Annotated in this window: 23 protein-coding genes; 18 read left to right on the forward strand and 5 right to left on the reverse strand. The window is 69.5% G+C overall.

Annotated features, from left to right (window positions below; genetic code table 11):
- The first annotated feature begins 169 nt into the window (after positions 1-169).
- Positions 170-745 carry a helix-turn-helix transcriptional regulator gene (locus AB0M43_RS34680; RefSeq protein WP_363730881.1) on the forward strand — a complete coding sequence of 192 codons (576 nt, stop codon included), beginning with the start codon at positions 170-172 and terminating at the stop codon, positions 743-745.
- Here AB0M43_RS34680 and AB0M43_RS34685 read toward each other — a convergent pair.
- Entirely contained in the window at positions 715-3663 is a 2949-nt protein-coding gene (locus AB0M43_RS34685) for a TrlF family AAA-like ATPase (RefSeq protein WP_363730884.1), read from the reverse strand. The two genes, AB0M43_RS34680 and AB0M43_RS34685, sit on opposite strands and share 31 nt — an antisense overlap.
- Before the next feature lie 752 nt (positions 3664-4415).
- Between AB0M43_RS34685 and AB0M43_RS34690 the strand changes: the two genes are divergently transcribed.
- Complete coding sequence (locus tag AB0M43_RS34690; protein ID WP_363730886.1) at positions 4416-4583, forward strand: hypothetical protein; 168 nt, start codon at positions 4416-4418, stop codon at positions 4581-4583.
- 26 nt (positions 4584-4609) lie between these two features.
- Here the strand turns inward: AB0M43_RS34690 and AB0M43_RS34695 are convergent, their stop codons facing one another.
- From AB0M43_RS34695 to AB0M43_RS34705, 3 genes are read right to left on the reverse strand one after another with little or no spacing between them, the layout of a single operon-like run.
- On the reverse strand, positions 4610-5473 hold the full coding sequence (locus AB0M43_RS34695; RefSeq protein WP_363730888.1) for a WbqC family protein: 864 nt from the start codon (positions 5471-5473) through the stop codon (positions 4610-4612).
- 14 nt (positions 5474-5487) lie between these two features.
- On the reverse strand, positions 5488-6141 hold the full coding sequence (locus AB0M43_RS34700; RefSeq protein ID WP_363730889.1) for a YdcF family protein: 654 nt from the start codon (positions 6139-6141) through the stop codon (positions 5488-5490).
- Positions 6138-7358: a hypothetical protein gene (locus AB0M43_RS34705; RefSeq protein WP_363730892.1), complete on the reverse strand. Its 1221-nt coding sequence runs from the start codon at positions 7356-7358 to the stop codon at positions 6138-6140. The genes AB0M43_RS34700 and AB0M43_RS34705 overlap by 4 nt, the downstream gene beginning before the upstream one ends.
- A 346-nt stretch (positions 7359-7704) precedes the next feature.
- Here AB0M43_RS34705 and AB0M43_RS34710 point away from each other — a divergent pair, with 346 nt between their 5' ends.
- Positions 7705-8817, forward strand: coding sequence for a hypothetical protein (locus tag AB0M43_RS34710; RefSeq protein WP_363730894.1), 1113 nt, complete (start codon positions 7705-7707; stop codon positions 8815-8817).
- Entirely contained in the window at positions 8814-9689 is an 876-nt protein-coding gene (locus AB0M43_RS34715; protein WP_363730896.1) for a PfkB family carbohydrate kinase, read from the forward strand. Before AB0M43_RS34710 ends, AB0M43_RS34715 begins: the two co-directional genes overlap by 4 nt.
- Here the strand turns inward: AB0M43_RS34715 and AB0M43_RS34720 are convergent, their stop codons facing one another.
- Complete coding sequence (locus AB0M43_RS34720) at positions 9690-10337, reverse strand: nucleoside/nucleotide kinase family protein (RefSeq protein WP_363730898.1); 648 nt, start codon at positions 10335-10337, stop codon at positions 9690-9692. It abuts the gene before it with no gap.
- Between the two features lie 681 nt (positions 10338-11018).
- Between AB0M43_RS34720 and AB0M43_RS34725 the strand changes: the two genes are divergently transcribed.
- From AB0M43_RS34725 to AB0M43_RS34790, 14 genes are all read left to right on the forward strand, one after another.
- On the forward strand, positions 11019-11426 hold the full coding sequence (locus tag AB0M43_RS34725) for a hypothetical protein (protein ID WP_363730899.1): 408 nt from the start codon (positions 11019-11021) through the stop codon (positions 11424-11426).
- A gap of 104 nt (positions 11427-11530) precedes the next feature.
- Positions 11531-11827 (forward strand): hypothetical protein, encoded by a 297-nt coding sequence (locus AB0M43_RS34730; RefSeq protein ID WP_363730901.1) that lies wholly within the window; start codon positions 11531-11533, stop codon positions 11825-11827.
- Positions 11824-12264, forward strand: a complete 441-nt coding sequence (locus AB0M43_RS34735; protein ID WP_363730904.1) for a hypothetical protein — start codon at positions 11824-11826, stop codon at positions 12262-12264. Before AB0M43_RS34730 ends, AB0M43_RS34735 begins: the two co-directional genes overlap by 4 nt.
- Positions 12249-12548 carry a hypothetical protein gene (locus AB0M43_RS34740; RefSeq protein WP_363730907.1) on the forward strand — a complete coding sequence of 100 codons (300 nt, stop codon included), beginning with the start codon at positions 12249-12251 and terminating at the stop codon, positions 12546-12548. The genes AB0M43_RS34735 and AB0M43_RS34740 overlap by 16 nt, the downstream gene beginning before the upstream one ends.
- A 301-nt stretch (positions 12549-12849) precedes the next feature.
- Positions 12850-12996, forward strand: coding sequence for a hypothetical protein (locus tag AB0M43_RS34745; protein WP_363730909.1), 147 nt, complete (start codon positions 12850-12852; stop codon positions 12994-12996).
- A gap of 83 nt (positions 12997-13079) precedes the next feature.
- Positions 13080-13223, forward strand: coding sequence for a hypothetical protein (locus AB0M43_RS34750; RefSeq protein ID WP_363730912.1), 144 nt, complete (start codon positions 13080-13082; stop codon positions 13221-13223).
- A gap of 160 nt (positions 13224-13383) precedes the next feature.
- Positions 13384-13581 carry a hypothetical protein gene (locus AB0M43_RS34755; RefSeq protein ID WP_363730913.1) on the forward strand — a complete coding sequence of 66 codons (198 nt, stop codon included), beginning with the start codon at positions 13384-13386 and terminating at the stop codon, positions 13579-13581.
- 49 nt (positions 13582-13630) lie between these two features.
- Complete coding sequence (locus AB0M43_RS34760; RefSeq protein ID WP_363730915.1) at positions 13631-13774, forward strand: FxLD family lanthipeptide; 144 nt, start codon at positions 13631-13633, stop codon at positions 13772-13774.
- A gap of 100 nt (positions 13775-13874) precedes the next feature.
- A complete protein-coding gene (locus tag AB0M43_RS34765) occupies positions 13875-16904 on the forward strand; it encodes a lantibiotic dehydratase (RefSeq protein ID WP_363730918.1) in 3030 nt (1009 codons plus the stop codon).
- A complete protein-coding gene (locus AB0M43_RS34770) occupies positions 16901-18154 on the forward strand; it encodes a lanthionine synthetase C family protein (RefSeq protein WP_363730921.1) in 1254 nt (417 codons plus the stop codon). Before AB0M43_RS34765 ends, AB0M43_RS34770 begins: the two co-directional genes overlap by 4 nt.
- A gap of 12 nt (positions 18155-18166) precedes the next feature.
- Complete coding sequence (gene fxlM / locus AB0M43_RS34775; RefSeq protein ID WP_363730922.1) at positions 18167-20266, forward strand: methyltransferase, FxLD system; 2100 nt, start codon at positions 18167-18169, stop codon at positions 20264-20266.
- A gap of 79 nt (positions 20267-20345) precedes the next feature.
- Positions 20346-21437, forward strand: coding sequence for a hypothetical protein (locus AB0M43_RS34780; protein ID WP_363730924.1), 1092 nt, complete (start codon positions 20346-20348; stop codon positions 21435-21437).
- A 255-nt stretch (positions 21438-21692) separates the two neighbouring features.
- Complete coding sequence (locus AB0M43_RS34785) at positions 21693-22460, forward strand: hypothetical protein (RefSeq protein WP_363730926.1); 768 nt, start codon at positions 21693-21695, stop codon at positions 22458-22460.
- A gap of 84 nt (positions 22461-22544) precedes the next feature.
- Positions 22545-23195 carry a hypothetical protein gene (locus AB0M43_RS34790; RefSeq protein ID WP_363730927.1) on the forward strand — a complete coding sequence of 217 codons (651 nt, stop codon included), beginning with the start codon at positions 22545-22547 and terminating at the stop codon, positions 23193-23195.
- Positions 23196-23576: the final 381 nt, after the last annotated feature.

Genomic DNA, 23576 nt, shown 5'->3' on the forward strand with positions numbered 1-23576 from the left:
GTTGCCGCATCGCTTACCTCGCTACTTGCCATTTTGATAAACAATTACTTGAATTGCTTACTTGGATGGGAAGTAGCATCGGCGTGGTAGCGTTCGCTCGTCAATGAAACAGCCTTATACTTGCGGAAATGACAAGTAGCCAGGTCGGAGGCGTGCGGTGAGTCGGACAGTGGGAGCGATAACCGGCGAGGCGATCCGCCGCGAGCGACGCCGGCTCAACCTGACCGCGGAAGACGCCGCCGCCCGCTACGACGACCCGGCGCTTAGCCACACCGTGCTGATGAACATCGAGTCAGGCCGGCGCAAGACCCCCACCACCGTGGAGGAGTGGTTACGCCTGGCCTACGTGCTCGGCGTCCCACCCGAGTCCCTCCTCCTGCCCGAGGGCGACGAAGGGATCGAGGTCGCACCCGGCGTCGTGCTCGACCGCAGCGTACTGCTGCGCTGGATCCGAGGTCAGGCCGTCCCTGATGGCATCGACGAACGCCACTTCCGGCAGATCGCCGCCATCACCCTGCCCGCCGAAGCGCAACGGTCCCTCGACGTGAAGCAGGAACTGCTACGCCGGGTCGGCGTCATGGTCGACACCATCGACACCGAGACCGAAGAAGTCGCCCGCAAGACTCGCAAGCAGACCTACGACCTGCTCTCCGAACTCCAAGAACTCGTCACCAGCGAAACCAGCAGGGAAGAGATCGGAGCCAAGATCGAGGGCTACAAGGACCGACTCGCGGGACTGATCTGACCCGGCCGGCCCGGGCGGGACGGCCCAGCACACTCCCGGCACGCGCCAGCGGCCGTCAAGGCGCGCTCACAGACTCCGACAACGGGGCAGACCGGCACCCGCGGGCCTTGACCGACGCCAGCGGGCCGGGAGGATGGGCCCGTCCCAACCGTGGCCGGCTGCAGGAGGGCGGAGCTGGCGAGTGGGTTGAACGCTTGCGGGGCGGCTCTGACTCGCATCCCGCCGTAGATCTGGAAGCGGCGGTTGAAGGCTTCCTCACCGCCTTCGAGAACCTGCCGGACGTGTTTGCGGATGTCGGGGGAGTCGATGGAGCCCTGTGCCAGGGTTTGGATCCGGCTACCGGTGGCGTCGAGGACGACGACGAGTTCGGCATCGCCGAGCACCGGGATGTTCGGGTTGTGAGTGGCGGCGATGATTTGCCGGGTGCCTCCGGGCAGAGTGGCCTTCTGCTCGCGGATCATCTGGACGACTTCATCGAAGATGAACCGGTTGTCGAGGTCGTCTTCAGGCTGGTCAAGAATCATGCACCTGTCGTCTACAGCGAAGATGAGCATAAGGATCGCGGTGGCCCGCTGACCCGCCGAGGCACGGTCCAGAGGGCGGTTTTCACCTTCGACATGGAGGACGATGTCGACCCTGTCGCGAGGCGCGATCAGCTCCAGTTCCGACAGCCGCCCGGTGGTCTCGTCGGCTAGCCACTGGCGGACCTTGGTTGCCTGGGCGAGCGAGATACCGAACCGCTCCATGAGGTCGTCCACGCCCTCGCGGACGGCGTTGGCGATCGAGGCGCCGTCGACCGCAGACTGGGCTATGGCCTCGATAGCCGCGCCCTGGGCACCGCAGCCGTGCAGGAGCTGTTTGAGATCGTCACCGAACTGGGCGATGTCGCCATGTGCGGTGACGACCACCTCCACCCGAGAGGACAGGCGCGCGTTAATTGTCCGGGCGGCCTCCAGCCGGATCTTGCTGGCCCGCCCGCGCTGCTTGACGACGTCGTCCAGCAACCCCTCGCGGGTGGCTTTCAGCGCCTCGAACTGCGGGACCTTGCGGTCGAGTGCATCTTTCTGCCGCTGCAGGGGTGCGAGGCGGCGCGACAACGACAGGGCGTGGTCGGCGTCCAGGCGCTCGGTGTTGAGGCTTTGCTTGATCTTGTTCAGTTCACCGGCTAGTTCCTTCGCGTCCAGATCGTGCTGGCCCACGAGCCCGAGCAGTTCGGCCTCAGCAGGCTGCAATGCGGCCAGGATCTGCTCCTGAGCGGATCGGACCGCCTGGCTGACCGTGGCGAGGATCCCGGCTGCAGCCGAAGCGTGTGCGCTGTCATGTCCTGACAGCGTGGTATGGGATTCGTCGAGCTGCATGGTCAGATGGCCGAGACCCTGCTGCCAATCCGCGTCGCTGTCCTGGGCGTCCCGGGAAAGGTCGTGTGCAGTGGTGAGGCCGTCGCGGAGGCGGAGCAGCGCGGTGTGCTGGGACAGCTTGTCCATCACGCCGTTGCTCTCGTACAGCTTGAGCTCGTGCTCGACCTTGCCGATATCCTGAAGGAGTTCGGGCAGGGATGCCTGGTCGGTCGCGTGTTTGAGGACGTCCAAGCCGTTTTGGCGTAGCGCTGCGCAGGCATCCTCCACCGCCTTCTCCGCCTGATGCACGTCGTCGCCGATGAGCCGGTCCAGCAGTAGGCGCCGGTAGGCCTGATCGCTACTAACCTTGTCGATCTCGCGCTGCAGCAGAATGATCGGCTCGTGGTCCGGGCCGAAGGTCTCTTTCGGCTCCAGGGTGAGGACATCCCCGGTTTCGTGGTCGGTCACAATCGGCGTGTCGCCGAAGATCCGGCTGATCCGGTAGCGCTGCGCCGGGCAGTTGTCGCTATGCCGTTCGACTTCCAGCTCGATCCTGCCGCCGCTACCCAGGGCGTGCTTGACAAGAGCATGGCGGCTCAGTTCATCACAGAATGCTTCGATGCCCAGGCAGTACCTGATGGTCTCGAGTATGGCCGACTTCCCGGTGCCGCGACCGCCGATGAGCGTGTTGAGGTTGGCGTCAAAGCCGTACGTGGTGTTGTGCAGGAACCCGGTGCCCTCGATGGACACCGAGACTATGCGCCCGTTGGACGGAGCCGTCGGCGCGGTGGTGCTCACGCGGGTCTGCGGGTCATGCAGGGCCAGCCGCATGGCGTCGATCTCCAGTGAGCTGAGCTTGAGCCACGTGGCCCGCAACCGCCCGTCGGGCATGGTCCGGGTGCCGATGTCGGCAAGGTTGCGAGGGTCGCTGAACTCCACCAGGGCCAAATGCAGCCAGCGGCCCGGCACCCGGGTGCTGCGGATCTTCTCCATCGAGGCGCTGCCGTGGTCGAGGCCGTCCAGATCCGCTTCCGCGATGACCGCTGCGGCGGGCTGCGGCCCGAGTGACGACACGATGCCTTTGCGGTCATCGGCGTGGGCGGGGATGAGTAGGCAGTCGAACCTGTCGCGCAAGCCCTTGAGCACGTCGACCAGCGGGTCGCGCAGGTTGAGATCGCGGTGCTGACGCCCCTCGAACAAGTTCTCGGCAGGCTTGCGGTCAAGCGAACGCAGGTACTCGTTGATGAGGGCCGGGTCGGTCTCAGGACCGAAGACCACCAGGATGTGTACGCCGTTCTTGCCCTCGGCCACGCTGAGCTCGACTCCCGGAAGCACGACGATGCCGTGCAGCGCGGCCTCCTCGCGGATCATGCTGAACCACGGCTCGCGAATCCCGTTGTAGTCGGTGATCGCAGCGATCTCGATGCCTGCGGCCTTCAGCCGGGCCGCGTAGTCCACGGCAAGCCGACGCTGGTCGGCCGGATCGTCGAAGTTGACGCCATCCAGGCCGGCGAAGCTATCCACCCCAGGAGTGTGCAGGTGAAAGTCCACTCGGTACCAGCGCGATCCACCCAGTGTCATCGCTATACATCCCTCGTCCTGGGCACACAGGTGCCCTACGTCGAAACCCTGCCGTGGCGGGTCGAGGGGTGGCCCCGGGTAACCCGGGAACGCCGTCGCGGCGATGTGGTGACCGTGCGTGAAGACACAGCCGATCGAGAAGCATAGACCCGTTGGTGCCTGTTACGAAAATCCATTCACGAAACGACAACTGGATTGGACCGCCAGGACCGTTGACCTTGTAGTGGAGGTACTCAGGTTCGCAACTGCCACACTGCCTCTCGTCGTGTGCGTGTTCGGCTCCTGCCGTCGAGGTGTAGCTCGGAAGCCGTCTGGAGGACAGGGTCGGCGGACTAGGGGAATTCAAGCGATGGAATCCAGCTACGATTCGGGATCGAGGCGCACCGAAGCCCCGGATCGGTCATCAGGTTTGGCCCATATTTGCGCCGCGTCTTGTGCCTCTGAAGTGGAGAGCTCGGCTCGGCTGGGCTCATAACCCAGAGGTCACAGGTTCAAATCCTGTCCCCGCTACTGATGAAAGTGCAGTTCATGGCCTAGATTCCATTGATTGAGATCTAGGCCCTGACTCGTTCTGGGAGCATTGGGGGAGCAAGCCATGCACCTCGATACGTCACGAGGTGACATGAGCTGGCAGGTGGCGATCCGATCTCTCTTGCGCGTTGAACTCGCGAAGTCCGCCCTGTTCGGCCGGCGGGAGTGGCATGCATGAGGTGAGATGGTGGCCGAATGGACCGCAAAGAGATGGTCCTCGCATGCTCGACACCATCGACACTGAGACCGAAGAGGTGGCTCGCAAGACCCGCAAGCAGATCTATGACCTGCTCGCCGAACTCCACGACCTCGTGACCAGCGAAGCCACTCGGGAAGAGATCGACAGCAAGATCGACAGTTACAAGGATCGACTCGCCGTCCTGATCTAGCCCGTCCATTCCGGCGGGACGGTCCATCAAAGGCCCGGCGCGTGCCAGGGGCTGTCAAGGCGCGCATCCACCCGTTCAGGGTCGGTCTCATTCGCGCGGCGCGGCTTGACGGCCCCCAGCGCGTCGGGACGATGGAGCCGGCCCGCCATGGCGGGCGCAGATCGGCATGGCGGAGCCATGGCCGACCTGAGCTCGGCGCGGACGCGTTCTAGTAGGTTCCGCAGTTCGTCGGGGCCGGTGGTCGCCATGGCCCACAGCGAGCTGATCTTGCGTGCGGCGGTCCAGGCTTGTGCGTCCTCGGGGCCGGGAGTGAGGAAGTGCTGCACCTGAAGTCCGAGCTGGTTGAAAGGCGTCGAGTCGAGGTAGCGGCTGCCGCCCGGCCCGCAGAGATACGTGTGTGCGCCGATCGTGGCGGAGAGGTCGGCCAGCCGTGTGGAGCGTCCGGTTCGCGTGGGTAGGGCACTGGCGTGGTGGACCTCGCCGCTCCAGCCGAGTAGACGGAGCAGGGCGAGGGTGGACACGGCGGAGATGGTCGACAGGTGCCCGGTCGCGCTGATGACGTCGCCGACCTGGCCGGCGAGGTCGCGCACGTGCGGCCAGTGCGGTGCGCTGGCGTAGTGGTGGGCGAGCAGGTTGTGGACCCGTCGCCGGCTGCCGGCCTGGTCGGTGAGCGTGAGGGCGTCGATCGCCGTCGCCCGACCGTCGGGGCGGTGCACCGGCAGCGTCAGCCACTGAGTCTCGGTGCCGTCGAGGTTCGCCAGGCGGGTGCGGTGCTGGTGGTCGCGGGCGGCGTGCTGCACGGTGTCCAGGACGATCCAGGCGTCGGCCGCGTACAGCTTGGCAAGGGTCGACAGACGGGGGAACAGGTTGGGTTGGTGGATCGCGGCCACCTCGGGTTGTCGGTTCATGGCAGCCGGGAGGTGTAGCCGGCGGCGATCAGCCGCAGGTGGGCGTCGAGGACGTCGGCGGGCACGTCCTGCTCGATGGCGTAGCCGAGCGCAGGGTAGTCGATGACCCTTTGTGTGTCCCCGACGAGGTTGGACAGCACGAGCTGGTGATCACCGATGCTGTCGAGGTAGTTCGGCCACGTCATCGTGGCCGACGAGCACAGCACCCGCACCTCGGGCCAGACCTTACGGCAGGTCGCGTACGCCCGTCGCTGCATCGAGGGCATGCACACGATGAGCACGGACCCGATCGACTCCAGTGCGGTGCCAGCGTCGGCGAGGACCTGTCGGGACAAGGTGATGTTGGCTCCCGTGTTCGTGGCGGCCGGCTCCAGCAGGATCGCCGTGCTGGGCACGCCGTTGCGCACGGCGATGTCGCGGAACTTCGCCGCCTCGCCGTTCGGGAATGCGTCCGGGGTGGTCGGGTTGGGGCCGCCGCTGATGACCACGCGGGGGACGAGTCCGCGGTGGTAGAGGTCTGCGGCGTGCTCGGGGACGGTGAGGTCGTGACCGCCGAGCACGATCGCCACAGAGCACGGCTCCAGGTCGTGTCCGAGCTGGTGGTAGTCGAGGAGAGTCGCGCCGTCCTTGAAGTCCTGGTCACTGATCATGATGTTCTCGCCGTCCGCCCACTGCCTGCCCGGATGCCCTGGATGGCCCGGACCTGATGGGATAGACCGTATCGACCCGCCGTGGCCTCGGCCGACGCGAGGACGCAATAGCCATGTTCGGCGGTCGCCGGGTCGGAGAGCAGAATGTGCCCGTGTGCGGTGTCGAGCCTGACCTGTTGGAGGGGCGAGTCGGTGGGCCGGTGTGCCAGGGCGATCTCGATGTGGCGGACGGCGGCACCTGTCTTGCCGGCTGCACGGTAGGCGAGCGCGAGTTTCTGGGTGGCGATCGACCACTCGTCGGGCTCGCCGAGGTCTTCGAGCACCCGGGTGGCGTCCTCGATCGCCGACACGGCTACCGGCAGCAGGTGCGGCTGCGGGTTCTTGGTCAGGGCGGTGCCGACCCATAGCCGGGCGTGCGCCCGGTCGAGCGCCCCGAGCCGGGGGTCGTTGGCCAGCTCCGCGTACCGGCGAGCGGCCAGGGCTAGGTGCCCGGTCATCTCCCGGGTCACCGTCAGGAGGAGATCGGCCTGTGCGACCCGGCGCGGCTGACCGAGCCGTGTGAACAACTCCTTCGCGGTGCGGTAGGCGTGCTCTGCCGACAGGGGGCCGGCGACGCGGCCCTGGTCGCGGCGCATGTGCCCGGACAGCAAAAGTGAGCGGGCGCGCAATTGAACGCCATGCTCTCCGAGGAGGTTCAGGTCGTGGTGGCCCAGCCACCGGTCCAGCAGCAGCCCGGCGCCCGACCAGTCCTGCCGGCCGACAGCGACATGGGCTCGGTCGAGATCATCGGCCCAGTCCTCCAGATCCAGCCCGGCCAGGACCGCTACCCCTGCGGGTCGGGCGGGGTCTCGTAGCAGGATCTCGACCAGCAGCGGATCCAGCAGTTGGCGTTCCAGCGTGCGTTGGATGGTGTCGGGCTCCCGTGCGTACTCGCGGGGGTGAAACGCCTGATCAGCCGCCCGACGCCGGTCGTCCAACGTCGGCGGCGTCGAGTAGTGGGCCGAGTGGAACAATATCTCCGCCGCATTCCGCAGCCGCGCATCCGGCAGTTCGCCCAGCACTGTCGACCACACCGCCGAGCAGTACGCCAGCCCACCGAGGAGATCCGCCGGCAGCGGCCCGGCCCGCCGTTCCAGCGCCGCAAGCAGGCGCGGGTACCGCTGGCGGCGATGCGCGAGATCTGCCAGCCCGACACGCCGCAGCCGCTGCAACTCCACCGTAAGGCTGCCGACCCCGCTATCACCCACTTGATCCTCCTGAGGCCGAACTGTGAAGTGCACCCACGGTAGAGGTCAGCGTCGATCCTCGGGGAAATCTCCGTGTTTTCTCCGTGTTTTACGGCAGTGGCTTGACATGTTGCGCATGACCGGCGAGTCGGCGAAAGGCTGCCTGATGCCGAATCGGGCCGCCCCCAAGCGGGCGTAAGCGTCGTGGGCCGGGTCGTCGCTCACCGACACTTTGGCTTCCCGTCCCGTTGTCAATGCTCAGCTGGTGGGGCGAACACAACTCGCGACGAGTTGGCGAGGTTGCAGGTGATCGGTACATCGGTCATAGAATCGTCCGATGAAGACCAAAGCCGAGCGGGAGGCGCTTCGGCGTGATCTGGTCGGTCGTGGCCATTCAACCGCGGATATCGCGCGGGTGTTCCAGGCCCGAACTCGGGCGCGCTGCCGTCTGGCGGCGCGGTGGGCGACGGGGATGACCTTGCAGGAGGTCGCCGACTCGTGGAATCGGTTGGAGACTTCGGGTCGTGCGCCGATGACGCCGCAGCGGGTCAGCGACTACGAACGCTGGCCTGATGGCGGGCGGCGGCCGACGCCGCATGCTCTGCGGATGCTGTCGCGGATCTACGACGTCGATGTTGACCGGTTGATCGACTCTGCGGACCTGGGGGCGTGTGACGACCGGCAGATGATGGAGATGATGGAGCTGGGCAGCTCGTCCTCCGCTGTCGAGCGTGCTGACGGTGGTGTGGTCGCGGGTGAGTTCGAGGAGTTCGTGGGGTCGGAGATCGCCAAGTTCGGCGCTTCCCTGGTCTACCCGACCTTCCGGTTGACCGATGAGGTACGCACTGCGGTCTCGGGGCTCAACGAACAGTTGCTCTACGAGAAGGAACAGAGCCCGTTCACCCGAATGCACCGGATCGACGTGCCGGTGGCCGCCGCGGTCAACGACATGCGGGCGCTCGTGTACGTGGTGGACCTGTTCCAGTCCCACCTGCGGGTCTCCTGGAGCCTGCAAACCGACACCGACGCGGTCCGCGACCCGGCGCGCAGCATCATCTCCTTCGGCCTGTCGAGCAACGACTGCACGCACATGTACCTGGAGACCGTCGACTCCCCACTGTTCTCCGTCGTGCCCGACGAGCAGGGCAGCGAGTTCCTGAGACTGGCGGACGGTTCGGAGTACCGCTCGACTGCTGGTGAGCAGTTCGGGATCGTGATGCGCGCCCGACCCTTCCCCGACACCCCCGACCGCGTGTGGTTCCTGGTCTCCGGGCTCGGCCCGCTCGGCACGCCGGGTGCGGCCTGGTACCTGGCCACCAACTGGAGCGAGCTGCACCGGCGAGCTGGGGCGGCCGACTTCGTCGCCGTGGTTCGGGTCCGGCGATACTCGGAGAAGAGTGCCCAGCTCCAGCACGTCTACGTCGCCGGACAGCCAAGGAGATCATCGTGACAAAGGGCCTGTTCGTCGGGTTGGCTACCGTCGACCTCGGATACCTGGTCGCCGACTACCCGGGTGAGGACACCAAAGCCACCGCGCTGGACCAGTTCACGGCGGCGGGCGGGCCGGCGACCAACGCGGCGGTCACGTTCGCCTACCTCGGCGGTTCGGCGCGCTTGGCGACGTCGCTCGGGCGGCACTGGCTGACCCGGGTGGTGCGCGAGGACCTGGAGCAGCACGGCGTGGAGGTCACCGACCTGACCCCGGACGCCGAGGGTGCCCCGCCGGCTTCGTCGATCATCGTCGCGCAGTCGACGGCGAGCCGGACCATCGTGTCCCTGGACGCCACCCGCACCCACGCGCCCACGCCCGCTGATCCCGTCGCGCTGCTGGGAGACGCCGGGGTCGTGCTGGTCGACGGGCACCTGACCGAACCCTGCGCGGCCCTTGCCGAGGCCGCCCGCACCGCCGGGGTCGCGGTCGTGTTCGACGGCGGGCGGTGGCGCGACAGCCACGCCGAACTGCTGCGCCACGTGAGCGTGGCGATCTGCTCGAACCGGTTCGCGCCCCCGGACGCCGCCGGTGACGTGCACGCCTACCTGCACGGCCTCGGCGTGCAGCACGTGGCGATCACCAACGGGGAGGCTCCGATCCGCTGGTCATCGGCCTCCGGTGGCTCGGACGTGATCAAGCCGCCGTCGATCCGGGCCGTCGACACGCTTGGGGCCGGCGACATCTTCCACGGCGCGGCGAGCTACTACCTGACGGCCGGGTACGAGTTCCCCGACGCCCTGCAAGCGGCCTCCGTGGTGGCCGCAGCATCGTGCGAGTCGTTCGGCACCAGATCCTGGATGACGACCCAGCGCGACCGGTACCCGGTCTAGCTAGAACTTCACCTGGTCCAACACGAGATCGGCGTTGCGGCGCGTGGCCGCGATCAGCTCGGCGTTGGGCAGGTCCGTACCCGCGATCTTGGCCGTCGCCTCCTCAGCGCTGCGCCCGATCGCCCGGTGCCGGTCGAGGAGCCGGCGCTCGACCAAGGAGACCGGCGCGTCCAGGTACCACACCTGGTTGAGCAGCGACCGAACCTGCGACCACGGCTGATCGTCCAGCAGCAGGTAGTTGCCCTCGGTGATCACGATGCCCGTCTGCGGGCCGATGAGGATCGCGTCCGGCACCGGCTCGTGGACCACCTGCCGGTCATAGACAGGCCACCCGACCTCTGGGACGTCGCGCAGCAACTTGAGCCTGTCTACGTACCCCTCGGCGTCGAAAGTGTGCGGCGCGCCCTTCACGGAACGCAACCCCGCCCGGTCCAACTCGTCGTTGGTCAGATGGAAGCCGTCCATCGGCGCGATCTGCGCGATGTCCTCACCGAGCTTGTTGTTGATCTCGTCGCGTAGCCGCTCGGCCAGGGTCGACTTGCCCGCCGCGGGAGGGCCCGCGATACCGAGCAGGTAGCGCCCACTGCGGGCCTGCCAGGCGTCGATCACCCGCGCCGCCAGACTGGCGACACCGTTGGCGGCGGACATGAAACCTCCTGAAGAGAACCGGCACGCCCAACGCTACAGCCCGATCGACACCAACCCGACCATGGGCGAAAAGCTCACCCATGCGAGGTAAATCACTCATGCGATGCTCGGAAAGTTGCAGCTCAGAGATCTGTCATCACTTTCTGTGTGCGGAAAGAAGCTCGCCCGCACAGGTCACGGAATCGGAAGGAAGTTCCCGGAGACTTCTCTCAGGACCTCACCAGCGCGGCCGGAGCGGTGGCGGTGAGTCCGGGAAATTTCCGTGTTTTCCCACGAGTTCGCTCCGCGTTTTCTGAGTTCTATGAAGACCAGGTTCATCGAGCACTGTCGAGTCACCGTCAGGGAGGTTCACGTGGAGCACACCACGCACTGCCCCTCGGCGGCCTGCGGGATCCTCCCGCCGCCACCGTCCACGCCACCGGCACCCCCCGTTGCCGGCGGCCCGGATGACGGTGATCCCCGGCCGTGGACGCGGCCGGCAATGGGCGGGGGACGGCCCGCCCACAAGCGCTCCGGGGGCCCGGCGGAGTGCACGTCCACGCGGGGTGGCCGCAGTTCCTCACAGACGCCTGCGGCCACCCGGCGTCACCTTCCCTCCCTCGCAGCCCCCGGCTGGCCGAACCTTCGACTATCTCCCCTGTCGGTTTACGGCCAGCCGGGTCTCTCAGCGGTGGTGATGTGGTGAGCGCTGATCTCGCGGTGCGAGCCGTCTACCTCGGCGCGCTGCACACCTACCGCGACCCCGACAGCGGCCTGTACGCGATCGTCGGCCTGTACCTGCAACCACCCAGCGGCGCGCTGGTGCCGGGGTGGCTGGATCCAGCCGCCGGGGCGGTGTGCTGGCAGCGCCTGCACGACTACGGGTGGTGCGCCATCGGCGGCGCGGCACTTGCGCACACCGTGATCGACGCCAGCGCGCCCCGGCTGGTCACGCCTGACGGCGCGGCGGCAACCGTGGTGCCGACCTCGCGCGGGCCGGTGGACCTGCTCGGCGCCCTGCTGTACGAGGCGCGCCCCGAGACCGAGGGCTGGTCGTTGTGGTCGCGGACCACGGCACCATCCTCCCTGCCGACACCTGGGGGGAGGTGATCACCGTGAGGGACCTGCTGCGCCGCTCCATCGGCTACTAGTGCCCGCCGGCCGGAAGGCCGGGCCTCACCCGGCCTTCCCACGCCCCTGTCCAGGAGGACGACATGACGATGACTTCGGCCGAACGGGTCTTGGCGACCGACGACGACCTCGGCGACGTCCTGTATCAGTTGATCATCAACTATCGGTCCGACGCCGACGTGATGGTGGTCGAGGACGCCGGCGGGCATCTGTCGATCGTGCAGGGCACGCAGGTGCCCGCTGACCGGGAGGGCTTGTGTCTGGTGGTCTCCCGCCGCCGGATGCAGGACCTCGCCTACTGTTACCCGTCCAACAATCTCGGGTTCGGCCTGTGGCGGCGCGAGTTGGCCGCGATGGTGCGCCGACAGGGACCGCTGTGACCACCCGGACCGGTCTCCGGCGCGCTCGCCGTACCGCGGCGGTGTCCGGCGTTCCTGCGGTCTCGGCCCGCGAGCTGGTCGTGACGTCGCAGTACCTCGGTTCGCTGTGCACTCGGCAGATCGGCGGGGACCGGTACCGGATCGTCGGGGTGCACCTGGAACCGCCGGGAGTGTCCGCACCCGTGGCGGAGTGGCTGGACCTCGCCGACGGGACGACCCGATTGGTCTGGATTCCGTGGCTGGGCTGGTGCGCCAGGAGCGGATCGGCTGCAAGGTACCCGAGCGGCAGTATCGATGCGCCCCGCCTGGTGACACTCGACGGTCAGCCGGCGCTGCGCCTGCCCACATCCAACGGGTCGATGCGGCTGATGCTCGGCAGGACGTATGAGGTGCGCCCCGACGGCACATGGGGGTGGTCGCTGTGGGCGATGACGTGACCCGCGAGCACCGGGGCCGGCGCGGTGTGCCGACCGATGATCTCGCCAGCCTGCTGTGGACCTTCGCAACCAGGTACGTGCCGAACGCCGACGCGATGATCGTGCAGGACCGGGACGGAGGAATGCGGATCACCCCCGGCACCGTCGTGGCCTCGGGGACGGCGGTGGTGTTGACCCGCCGCCGGTTGGCGGAGTTCATGCACAACACGGCGACCAGCTCGGACTGCCTGCGGGAGTGGGACAACGCGCTGGTGTTGGCCGTGGCGATCTGGTCGATGCGATGAGCAGGGCGATCGGACGCGCCACGGTGCCGGGCCGGCTGACCGTTCCGGGTGAACGTCTTCCTCGGCGGGTACCGCGACGGGTCGGGGCGGAGGAGGATCTGCGCCGACGCCCCGATGGTTCCGTGGTCGAGTGGGCGGCACCGCCGGCTGAGCGGCCCCGGTGTGTGCATCCGGACGTGGTGTCGGTGCCGGCGAGTTGGGCGGCGGTGCGGGCCGGGCGCCACACCCGCCTGGAGGACCGGGCCTGCCTGGGATGCGGGCGGCACTTCCTCGTGCAGATCGCCAGCCATCGGAGCCGGACATGACACGGTCCGGGACCAGCTGGGGCACGAACGGCTCACGGCACGTGTTGACGGTCGTGCTGGCCGTCTCGGTGATCTTGATGGCCGTCGCCTGCCGGCTGTCTGACCTGTGGGACCTGTTCGGGTGGGTGTTGACCGCGCACTAGCTCCGCCTGCCGCGTTCGGCCATGCACATCCGGCCGTCGAGAGCCGGGCGGGTTGAAGTTCGATGACGAAGGAAGGACGGGAGATGTCGAGAAGTATCACCACCGATTCCCAGCGGCGCTGGCGGGCGTTCTTCGTGGCGGTGTTCCTCCTCTTGCTGTGCGCCGCCTGCGTGGCGGCGGTTTACTGGGCGGTCACGAGCCGGGCGCACATCGGGGCACTGCGGTGAACGCCGGGCACGCGGCGAGGATCGCGGCGACCATCACGGTGCTGACCAACCCGGTGGATCTGGGCCGCCCGGCCAGCCGGCTCCGACTTCTCACCGACGGCGACCGCGAACCGCCGAACCACCGTCCGGGCGCACAGACTTCGACACCTCGGGCTCCGGCATGAAGCGCCTCAAGTCGGTGGTGCTCACCGATGCCGAGCGGCACAGGAACGCGCAGATCGCCGCGACCGGACTGCACCAGATCGCACGGCAGACCGATCACGCCCGGCACGGCCCGGGGCCTGGCGGCTGGTGCGTGGGCTGCCAGCACAACGGGTTGGCGAGGAAGTACGAGTCGAAGTGCCGACACCGGGCATGAGCGGGTAGCTGCGGGGGCTGCCTGCCCACCCCTTGATCTGGAGGAACCGATGAACGACCTGCTGACCTACACCGACGCTGACGGCGACCCGTTCGACCTGGACGTGACGGTCGTGCTCGACGGCCCGCCGGCCGCCGCGCGGCTGAGCGCGACGGACGACAACTGCGACACCAAGAAGCCCGGCGACTGCTAGTGGGGCTCGGCCGGCTTCAGTCACCGCCTGGAGCCGGCCGCACCAAAGAATCGTGACCAGGAAAGAGGTTGCTGTGCCACGCACCGGTTCGTTCACACACGTGGATGCGGTGACGCTGCGGGCCGGGCTGCTGCCCGACAGCCTGTTGCTGGATCAGTGGCAGTCCCTGCCGGAGCAGATGACCACCTGGATCCGGAGGGTGTGGCGAAATCCTCAACTGGCCGGGGCCGTGTGGCTGGCCAGCCCGCACCTCGCCTCCCGCTTGGACGCGGTCTGCGAGGGCGTGCCCATCGATGGAGACGGGTTGCGGCGCCTCGCGTTGGCGCTGGCCCGCTACGCCGTGCGGGCCGAGCGGCGAGCGACCCCGTTCGGAGCGTTCGCCGGGGTCGCCGCCGTGCGTTTCGGGCCGCACCTGTCGGTGGACAACGCCGCGGAGGGCATCTGGCGGATTCGACCCGATGCCGCATGGCTGGCGGCGGTCATCGGACGATTGGAGACCGATGTCGACTTGGTGATGAGCCTGACCGTCCAGACCAACAACCTGGCGTTCGCACGTGCCGCGCACCTGGTGGTGCCCTGGCAGCCGCACCTGAAGCACTCGGACGCCGGGCCTGTGGCGGAGGTGGTCGTACGCCGCACGGAGGCGGTGGTGCTGGCGCTGCGGTTGGCCACGTCGCCGGTCCTGGCCGGCGACCTCGCCGACAAGATCAAAGCCGAGTTCTCCGCCCCCCAGGGCAGCGCCGAGCACCTGGTCTGCGAGCTGGTGGCGCACGGCGCGCTGGTCACCGCCCTTCGTGCCCCATCGACCAGCACCGACCCCCTCGCGCACCTCCTGGACCACCTGCCCACGCTGCTCGCTTCCTCGCCGGACTCCGCCCTGTTGGTGCCTGACCTGCGCTTGGTACACCGCAGACTCGGGGACCTTGAACGTGCCGGTTCGCTGCCCGGTGACGAGGACGCCCGTGCAGTGGCGACGTCGATGCGTGCTTTGGCTCCGGCAGATCAGCCCCTGATGGTGGCTGGCAGGCTGGGTTCCCGAGTGGTGTTGCCCGAGCAGGTCGCCGCTGAGGCCGCCGTCGCCGCCGACGTGCTGCACCGGCTGTCGCCGTACCCGGGTGGTCGGCCGGAATGGCTCGCCTACTGCGAGGCGTTCGTGCACCGCTACGGCGAAGGGACCGCCGTGCCCTTGGCCCGGCTGCTGGATCCGGTGACAGGGCTGGGCTACCCGTCGCACTACACCCTGCCCGACGACGCGCCCCGCACGATGACCGACCGCGACGAACGCCTGTTCCAGCTCGTGCAGCGGGCACTGGTGGACGGGGCGCGGGAGGTGCGGCTGGACGATGAGGCCGTGGCCGCCCTCGCCGACGGGCCACCGGCGCCGCCCGGCGCGCACGTGGATCTGTGCGCCGAAGTGCGCGCCACCTCCGCCCACGCGCTCGACGCCGGGCTGTTCACCCTGGCGGTGGTGGGGATGGGCCGCAGTGCGATGGCCACCTCCGGCAGGTTCCTGCCCGTGCTCGACGCCGCCGACGCCGAGCGGGCGAAGGCCGCGTTCGCTGGGCTGCCGGTGTCGGTGGACGGGGCGTTGGCGGTGCAGGTGTCGTTCCCGTCGAAGGCGATCCGCACCGACAACGTCACTCGTACGCCGCAGATCCTGCCAGCGTTGATCGGTGTGGCGGAACACCGCGACGGCGGGGGCGTCATCGCGCTGGACGACCTGGCGGTGCTCGCCGACCGGGGCCGGCTGCTGCTGGTGTCGCTGTCGCGGCGGCGGGTGCTGGAGCCGACGATCAGTCACGCCGCCGCCCCGCACACCATGCCGCCGCTCGTCCGGTTCCTTCTCGACCTGCCCCGGGCCACGGCCGGCGGGGTCCGGCCGTTTGACTGGGGCCTGGCCCGGCATCTGCCGTTCCGCCCAGCGCTGCGCTACGGGCGGGTGCTGCTGTGCGCGGCCCGGTGGAGGGTCAGCCCCGAACACCTGCCCGGCCCCGACGCGACGGAGAAAGAATGGTCGGCGGTCTGGCGGCTGCTGGTGCGGCGGCTGCGCCTGCCGGAGACGGTGCAGATCGGCACCGGCGATCAGCGGCTACGGCTGTACCTGAACCGAGCGGTTGACCGGGCTGTGTTGCGCGCCCATCTCGATGCGGCGGCGGGACCGGTGACGGTGGTGGAGGCCGCCGGGTCAGGACTGTTCGGGTGGCTGGACGGGCGGATCAGCGAGATCGTCTTCCCGCTGGCCACCACCGCACCGCCCGGCCCCGCGCCGGCCGCGCTCGCCCCCGGCACGAGTTGGCCGCCGCCGGGACCTGCCGGGGCAAAGATGCCGGGCTCCGGGGTGTTGTCGGCGCGGTTGGTGTGCGACCCGGGCGTGATGGCGCTGCTGGTGACCCGGGCGCTGCCGGTACTGCTGACCGCGTGGGACGAACCGCCGCCCGTGTGGTGGCTGCGGATGCGCCACCCCGCCCCGCACCTGCGGATCCGCCTGCACACCCGAGACTACGGGCGGGCCGCCGAGAGGATCGGCCGGTGGGTCGCCACCCTGCGGGAACAGGGCCTGGCCGGTGACCTGACGCTGGACACCTACCACCCCGAGACAGGCCGCTACGGCGGCGGGGAGGTTATGGCCCGCGCTGAAGAGTTGTTCGTGGCCGACTCCGCCGCAGCCGCCGCCCAACTGGCGCTCGTGGCCGGCAACCCCGCTCTGCCGTCGCGGGCGCTGACGGCCGTCAGCATGGTCGCCCTCGCCTGCGACCTGCTCGGCGGACAGGCCGCCGGCCGTGAGTGGCTGATCGGCCACCGCGCCTTCACCGGCACCGCACCCGTCGACCGGGAGGCGCTGCGGCAGGCCGTGCGCCTCGACGCGCCGGATACCTGGAGCGGGCTGCGCGGCGGCCCGGCGCTGGCGGACGCCTGGCAGCGCCGGCACCTCGCCGCCACCGGCTACGCCGCCTCAGTCCGTGACGACACCGCTGTCACCCTCGACTCGGTCGTGGCGAGCCTGCTGCACCTGCACTACGTGCGTGCTGAAGGGCCCGACCCGGCGGGCGAAGCGTCAACCTTCCGGCTGGCCCGGTCGATCGTCCTAGCCACCGCCCGCCGCCGCGAACGGAAGGTGAGCGCCCGATGAGCGCGATGCCGCTGCTGGACCACAGCCCGCGCCTGCTCGCCGCCGCGAGCATGGCCGACTGCATCACCGACAACCTCGCCACCCCACCGGCACCCGACTACCCACCCGACGACTACTCGCCCAACAGCCCGCGCTGGAACGCCCAATCGTTGTCACGGGGCGCGGCCGGGGTGGCAATCCTGCACGGCGTGCGGGCCCAGACCGGACACGGCGACTGGGACCGGGTACGCGCCTGGCTGACCCGCGCCGCGGCCGACGACATCAACGCCTCCGAGACCGCGAGCCTGTGGATCGGAGCCCCGGCCCTCGCCCACGCCATCGCCGTCTCCGCCCCCGGGATGCTCCCCGGCCCGTTCGCCACCCTGGACCGCGCAGTCGACCAGTTGACCGCCCGCCGGCTGCACACCGCCCACGCCCGCATCGACCGCCAGGACCGGCCCGCCCTCGCCGAGTTCGACCTCGTGCACGGCCTGTCCGGGCTCGGTGCCTACCAACTGCGCCACCACCCGGACGGCGCGCTGCTGCGGCAGGTGCTGGAGTACCTGGTCCGGCTCACCGAACCACTCACCGGGCGGGCCGTGCCGGGCTGGTGGAGCTGCGACCCGCCGAGCAACCAGCCCCGCATCCTCGGCGGGCACGGCAATCTGGGCATGGCCCACGGCATCGCCGGCCCCCTGGCCCTGCTGGCGCTCGCCCACCGGGCCGGGGTCAGCGTCGACGGGCACGACACCGCGATGACCCGGATCTGTACCTGGCTGGACCGCTGGCGGCAGACCGGGCCTGCGGGCCCGTGGTGGCCCCAGCGCATCACCTGGGCGGAGAACCGCACCGGAACACCACTCGAGGCGGGTCCGGCGCGGCCGTCGTGGTGCTACGGCACCCCCGGGCTGGCCCGCGCGCTCCAGCTCGCCGGCATCGCCCTCGGCGACCCGGCCCGCCAACAAGCGGCCGAAGACGCCCTCACTCGCTGCCTGGCAGACCCGCACCAGCTCGGCCAGATCACCGATCCGGCGATCTGTCACGGCTGGGCGGGACTGGCAGCCACCGTCTGGTACGCCGCCCTCGACGCCCGATCCAGTGCACTGCGCTCCCACGTGAACCCGGTCCTGCACCGGCTCCTGCGCCACGCCACCGCAGCGGTCGAACAGCGCGACGGGCTGCTGGAAGGCCGCGCCGGGGTGGCCCTGGTGCTGCACTCCCTTGCCACAGGAACCGACATCCGCTGGGCGACCAGCCTCTGCATCGACTAACCGGAGAAGACCATGGACACCGGACTCGACCCGGACATCGACCTGGACGACCTGCCAGCCGGGCAGCCCGCCGGCAGGTGGCGGCAGATCAACCTGACGTTCACCGACCGCGAGGCCGCCGAGCGCTACGCCGCCCACCTCGGCCCGGTGCTCGCCGCCGGGCAGGACTCGGGCGTGGCGGCGTTGAGCTGGTTCATCCGGAAGGGCCGCACGTGGCGGCTGCGGCTGTTGCCGGGCGAGTACCTGGGGGCGTTCTACGCGCTGCTGGCCCGTGTCGCCGATCACGACCTGGTTCGCGCGGTCGCCGAGCCCGTCTACGCGCCGGAGACCGACGCGTTCGGCGGCGCCGAGAGCATGACGATCGCCCACACCCTGTTCGCCGCCGACACCCGCCACATCCTCGCCCATGTCGCCGCCGGGGGCGACCAGCGCCGCGAACTGGGCGTGCGCCTGGCGACCCGGCTCATGCAGGCCGCTGGGCTGGACTTCTACGAGCAGGGCGACGTGTGGGCCCGCGTTGCCGCTCACCGCCAGACCGAGGGACAGTCCCCCGCAAGCGCTAAGCTCACCGCCGCCGTCTACCGCATGATCATCGCCATGGGCGAGGCGGCAGGCAGTCCACTGGAGCGCACTCCAGACTGGCCCGAGGCGCACGAACGCGCGGGCCGGGCGCTGGGCTTCCTCAACGAACACGGAGTCCTGACCCGCGACCTGCGGGCGGTGCTCACCCACCACGTTCTGTTCACGTTCAACCGGCTCGGTATCAGCGCCGTCGACGCCCGACTCCTGGCCGCCGCGGCGGCCACGGCGGTGTTTCACGCCGATCCCACCGACACCCCGCACAACGCCCGGCCCGGCACCCGCCAGGCCGGTCCCGCCGAACCTAGGATGCCCGTGGTGAACGACTCAACCGACACCATCACGCCCGACGCCGACCAGCTCCGCGACAAGCTCGCCGACATCCTCCAAGAGCGCGGATACCTCACCGACCCCCGAGTCGAGCAGGTGTTTCGCACCGTTCCCCGGGAACACTTCCTTCCCGGAGTGCCCCTGGACAACGTCTACGCCCCCACCCACTGGGTCACCAAGCGCGACGACACCGGGGCGGCACTGTCCTCGGCCAGCGCGCCGAGCCTCGTGGCGGACATGCTCGAACAACTCGACGCCCAACCCGGGCAGAAGATCCTGGAGATCGGGGCGGCCACCGGCGTCAACGCCGCCTACCTCGCCGAACTCACCGCACCCGACGGGCACGTGGTCACCATCGAGGTCGACCAGGACCTCACCGACGGGGCACTCGCCAACGTCGCCCGCGCCGGCTACACCGACCGCATCACCGTGCTGTGCGGCGACGGCGCTCTCGGTCACGCCGACGCCGCGCCCTACGACGGGATTATCGTCACCGCCGGAGCGTGGGACATCTCCGCCGCCTGGTGGGCCCAACTGCGCGTCGGTGGCCGGCTGGTCGTGCCGCTGCGCCTGCACGAGTGCGGCCTGACCCGCTCGTTCGCCTTCACCAAGACCAGCGACAACGAGATGGTGGCCGACTCCGCGCTGGTGTGCGGGTTCGTGCCGATGCGCGGCTCCTCCGAACACGCGGATGCGCACCTGACCCTGGCCGGGGACGTCGTGCTCAAGTACGACCCCGCCGACCTGCCCGACGTCACCGGCATGACCGGCGTCCTGGACAACCCGCGCCACGAGACCTGGACCACCATCTCCGTCGATGACTCCTCCGAGATCGGGCACTTCGACCTGTACATGATGGTCCACGGCCGGATGCCGTTCGGGCGGCTCGGCGTCGGGTCCGTCGCCCGCGAAACGGGCCTGGTCAAGCCCGCCTACCGGTGGAACGGCGCGGTCCTGTTCACCGCCGACACCATCGCCTACCCGGCGTTCCGACAGACCGGAGAGACCAGCTACGACCTCGGCGTCATCGCCCACGGCCCCAACGCCACGACGCTGGCCGCCGACCTGACCGACCTGGTGTACCGATGGCAGGAGGCCGGGCAGCCCAACAGCCCGACCGCCACGGCCCGCCGCCCCGACACCGGCCCGGTCAAGCCGGACGAGATCACCCGGCCCGACAGCATCATCGCCGTCGACATCTAGCCCGACCAGCCGGAGCGGCACGGTGTGCCGCTCCGGCACCTCGAAGCATGGCCCACCCTCCACCTCTCCTGGGGCAGTCATGACCCTGACCATCCTCCCGGCCCGCGCCATCACCCGCTTTCCCCTCACCGCCAACACCCGCCCCACCGCCAGGCCGCTGCACGAGCGACTCCGCCGCCTCACCGCGAAGGCCACCGCCGCCCGCGCCGACGGCGACGCCACCCGCGCATCCCAAGTCCTCAACGGGGCCGCGCTCCTGGCATCCGACTGCCGAGACGCGATCCTGGCCCGCGAGTGGTGCCACCGGCACGCCATTCTGTACCTCGACCAAGCGCCCCTGGACGGTCCCGCCGCCCGCGCCGCCCTCGAACCAGTCGTCAACATCGCCCGCCTCGCCATCCGAACCGGCGACAGCCAACACGCCCACGAGCTGCTGACCAACCTGCATCACGCGGTCGCCAACCGGTCCGCCGTCACCATCGACGGCCTCGCCATCACGCCCGCGCACATGCCCACCGACCCGGCGGAGCACGCTCACCTGTGCGGCTGGCTCCGCGAGGTGCTGTGCTCGGACGGCACCCGCGCGCTCACCACCGCCGGCAGATGGGCCGACGCGCACCGGCACCTCCAGCGATACCGGGGCGTCGGCGCCCGACTCTTCGTCGGTCGGCAGGTCGCCATCATCTGCTCCCTGCTCGACGGCGACAACGCCGGAGCCGGCGCACTGCTGCAACACACGCTGCGCGGAGAACCGTGGGAACAGGCGGTGCGCAGCGTGCTCGCCGGCCTGCACCGGCACACCACCCAGCCACTGAGTTCGAACGAACACCGGGTGCTTCTCGACGCGCCCCTCAACCTCCAGATGACCGAAGGACTCGGGCACACCCTGTTCCGCACCCGCCTCACCCTCGCGGCCGTCGACATCACCGGCGGCGCCCTCACTGAGGTCCTGACCCGCCTCGGCGTCGACATTCTCGCGGAAGAAGACGCCCACGCCGCCCGCGAACTCCTGACCCACCCCGCCGCCACTATGCGCCCTGACCAGCGTCACGCAATGACCGAGCTCATCGCCGCCAGAGGCATCAACGGTCCGACCATCCCCGACGACATCCTCGACCAACTCCTGCCGGCCCTGGACTACGCCACGTTCACCATCCGCCAGCGCCGGTAACGACCAGCCGCGCCACCACGAACACCTGCACTCCCCGACAGGACACATACCCGCCGGGCAGTCCGGCCTGCCCAAACACAGTCACCTTCACGGTGACTTGCTCGCAACGCTCGCCCCGGTCACGCCCACCGCGATCCGATCCGGCCGCGAACCGACCCCCTACACGCAGGAGAAACCCCGTTGAACGCCACGGCCACCACCCGCACGACCCGCCGCAGATGGCCCTGGATCATCGGAGGTTGCCTCGGTGCGTTGGTGATCCTCGCCGGGACCGTCCTGGCACTGACCGAGCGCCCACACCCGACGCTCCCGGCCCCGGTCGCCCAGTCCGCGTACGACCAGGCCGGTGTCACCGAGATGCGGGTCATCACTGACCCGGACCGTGTCCATGCACAGTTCCACCTCCACAACTCGGGCGACGCCGAGACGACCCGCCAGGTCCTCGACAACATCGTGCAGATCCTGTGGCGCACGCACCCAGGCCCGGTACCCGCCGTGACCTTGATCGTGTACGCCGAGCACCCGCACCGCACCATCACCCGGGAGTACACCGCCGCCGACCTCCGCCACGCCTACGGTCCGCGACCCCAGCACCCGGGCGCGCCCGCGCCGTCGAGACGGCCCCCAGAGTCGGACATTTCTGCCGACAGCACGCTGGCCGCTGACGAGAGGGTCGCCGCCCTGACCGGCCTGCTGAACGACACCGTCACCGGGCCACTGCACGCGGGCGCGGCCTCCGACGGCACGGTCACAGGGGAGGAACCGGGCTGTGTCGGCCACCGGATGAGCGCCGTCAAGGTCGTGACGTTTCCCAGCGACATCAACCCGCGGTCACTGCTGCCCGACCTGGAAGCCTTCTGGGCCGGGCGGGGACACGCCGTCGCCGGTGAACTCGATCGAGGCATGCCCGCCACCGGCGCCGTCATCAAGGCCGAGGGAACCGAGATCGGCCACATCAGCGCCTACGCATTCGACAACCGCCTGTCCGTGACCGTCGGCGTGCGATGCCCGCGCACGGCATGACCCCGCCACTAGGAGGACCACCAGGTGACCAGCCCCCGACCAGTCCCCGTCCTCTCGATCCCGATGTCCCAGCTGGGACCGGGGGTGCTGGCGCTGGCGGCCGACGATCAGGTGGTCGCCGGCACCACCCGCGCCACCGGGCACTGGTGGTCAACGCCGGCCAGCGCCGACCCGGGCACAAGACTGCGTTTCGCGTGGTCCCTGGCCCGTGTGCCTGGAGTCCTCGCCGCGCTCGCCCACACGACCCCGCCCGGACGCGACCAGCTCCACCACGCGGGGCGGCTCGGAGCGATCCGCGTACGCAGCATGGCGTTGCCCTGCGCGCCGATCCTGACCACCGGGCCGCCACCGACGCCACCTGCGGGGATGATCCGCGTCCCGCACCTGGCCGGCAGCCAAGTGCTGTGGGAGATCGTGGCCGAGCAGAGCGCGGCACGGCTCCTCGGACATTCGGTCCCCGACCTCGACGCGCGCCGGCAGGTCGAGAGGGCAGCGGACCAGATCCTGATTCTCGCCTCCGCCCTTGCGGCCGGGACGCTACCGGTCGCCATCACCGACCTGGTCCTGATCGGCTGGGCCGCTGAACGGATGGTCCTGGACATCGGGCTGGTGTACCGACACTGGTCGCGAGTTCAAGCAGTACTGCCGTTGGTCCGGCACGCCCCAGGCCAGATGCGGCGTCGTGGCCCAGATACCGGGGAACGTGCCGGCCTGCGCCTGGTTTGTTCTGGCTGAACGACGCTTCTTGTAGGTTGCCGATCTCGATCACCATTCTGGGACGCTGGGAGCTGGGCATCCCTGAAGTTGGCCGCTAGGCGGACCGCGGCGCTATCCCAGGTCGGCGACCAGTTCCAATTACCACACCGCGCCCAATCCACCTGTCGACCGCCCCGGGTCGCCGAACCCGGCGGCGCGTGACGCGCCGGAAGCACGGCCCGCGCCACGCAGAACCCTCCGAACCGCGCCGGCGCACACCCACCGGTGCCCGGTCTGGCTGCAGGTGGCGGGGCCAGGGGTGGTAAGGCTGGAAGATGTCGGTCCAACGAATATGAGTCGGGCCGTGGGCACCGCCAGGCGCGCGGCCGCCTCGGCGCGGTCGATCGCGGCGGCGACGTT

This window comes from Longispora sp. NPDC051575 (assembly GCF_040681875.1).
Classification (GTDB): domain Bacteria; phylum Actinomycetota; class Actinomycetes; order Mycobacteriales; family Micromonosporaceae; genus Longispora.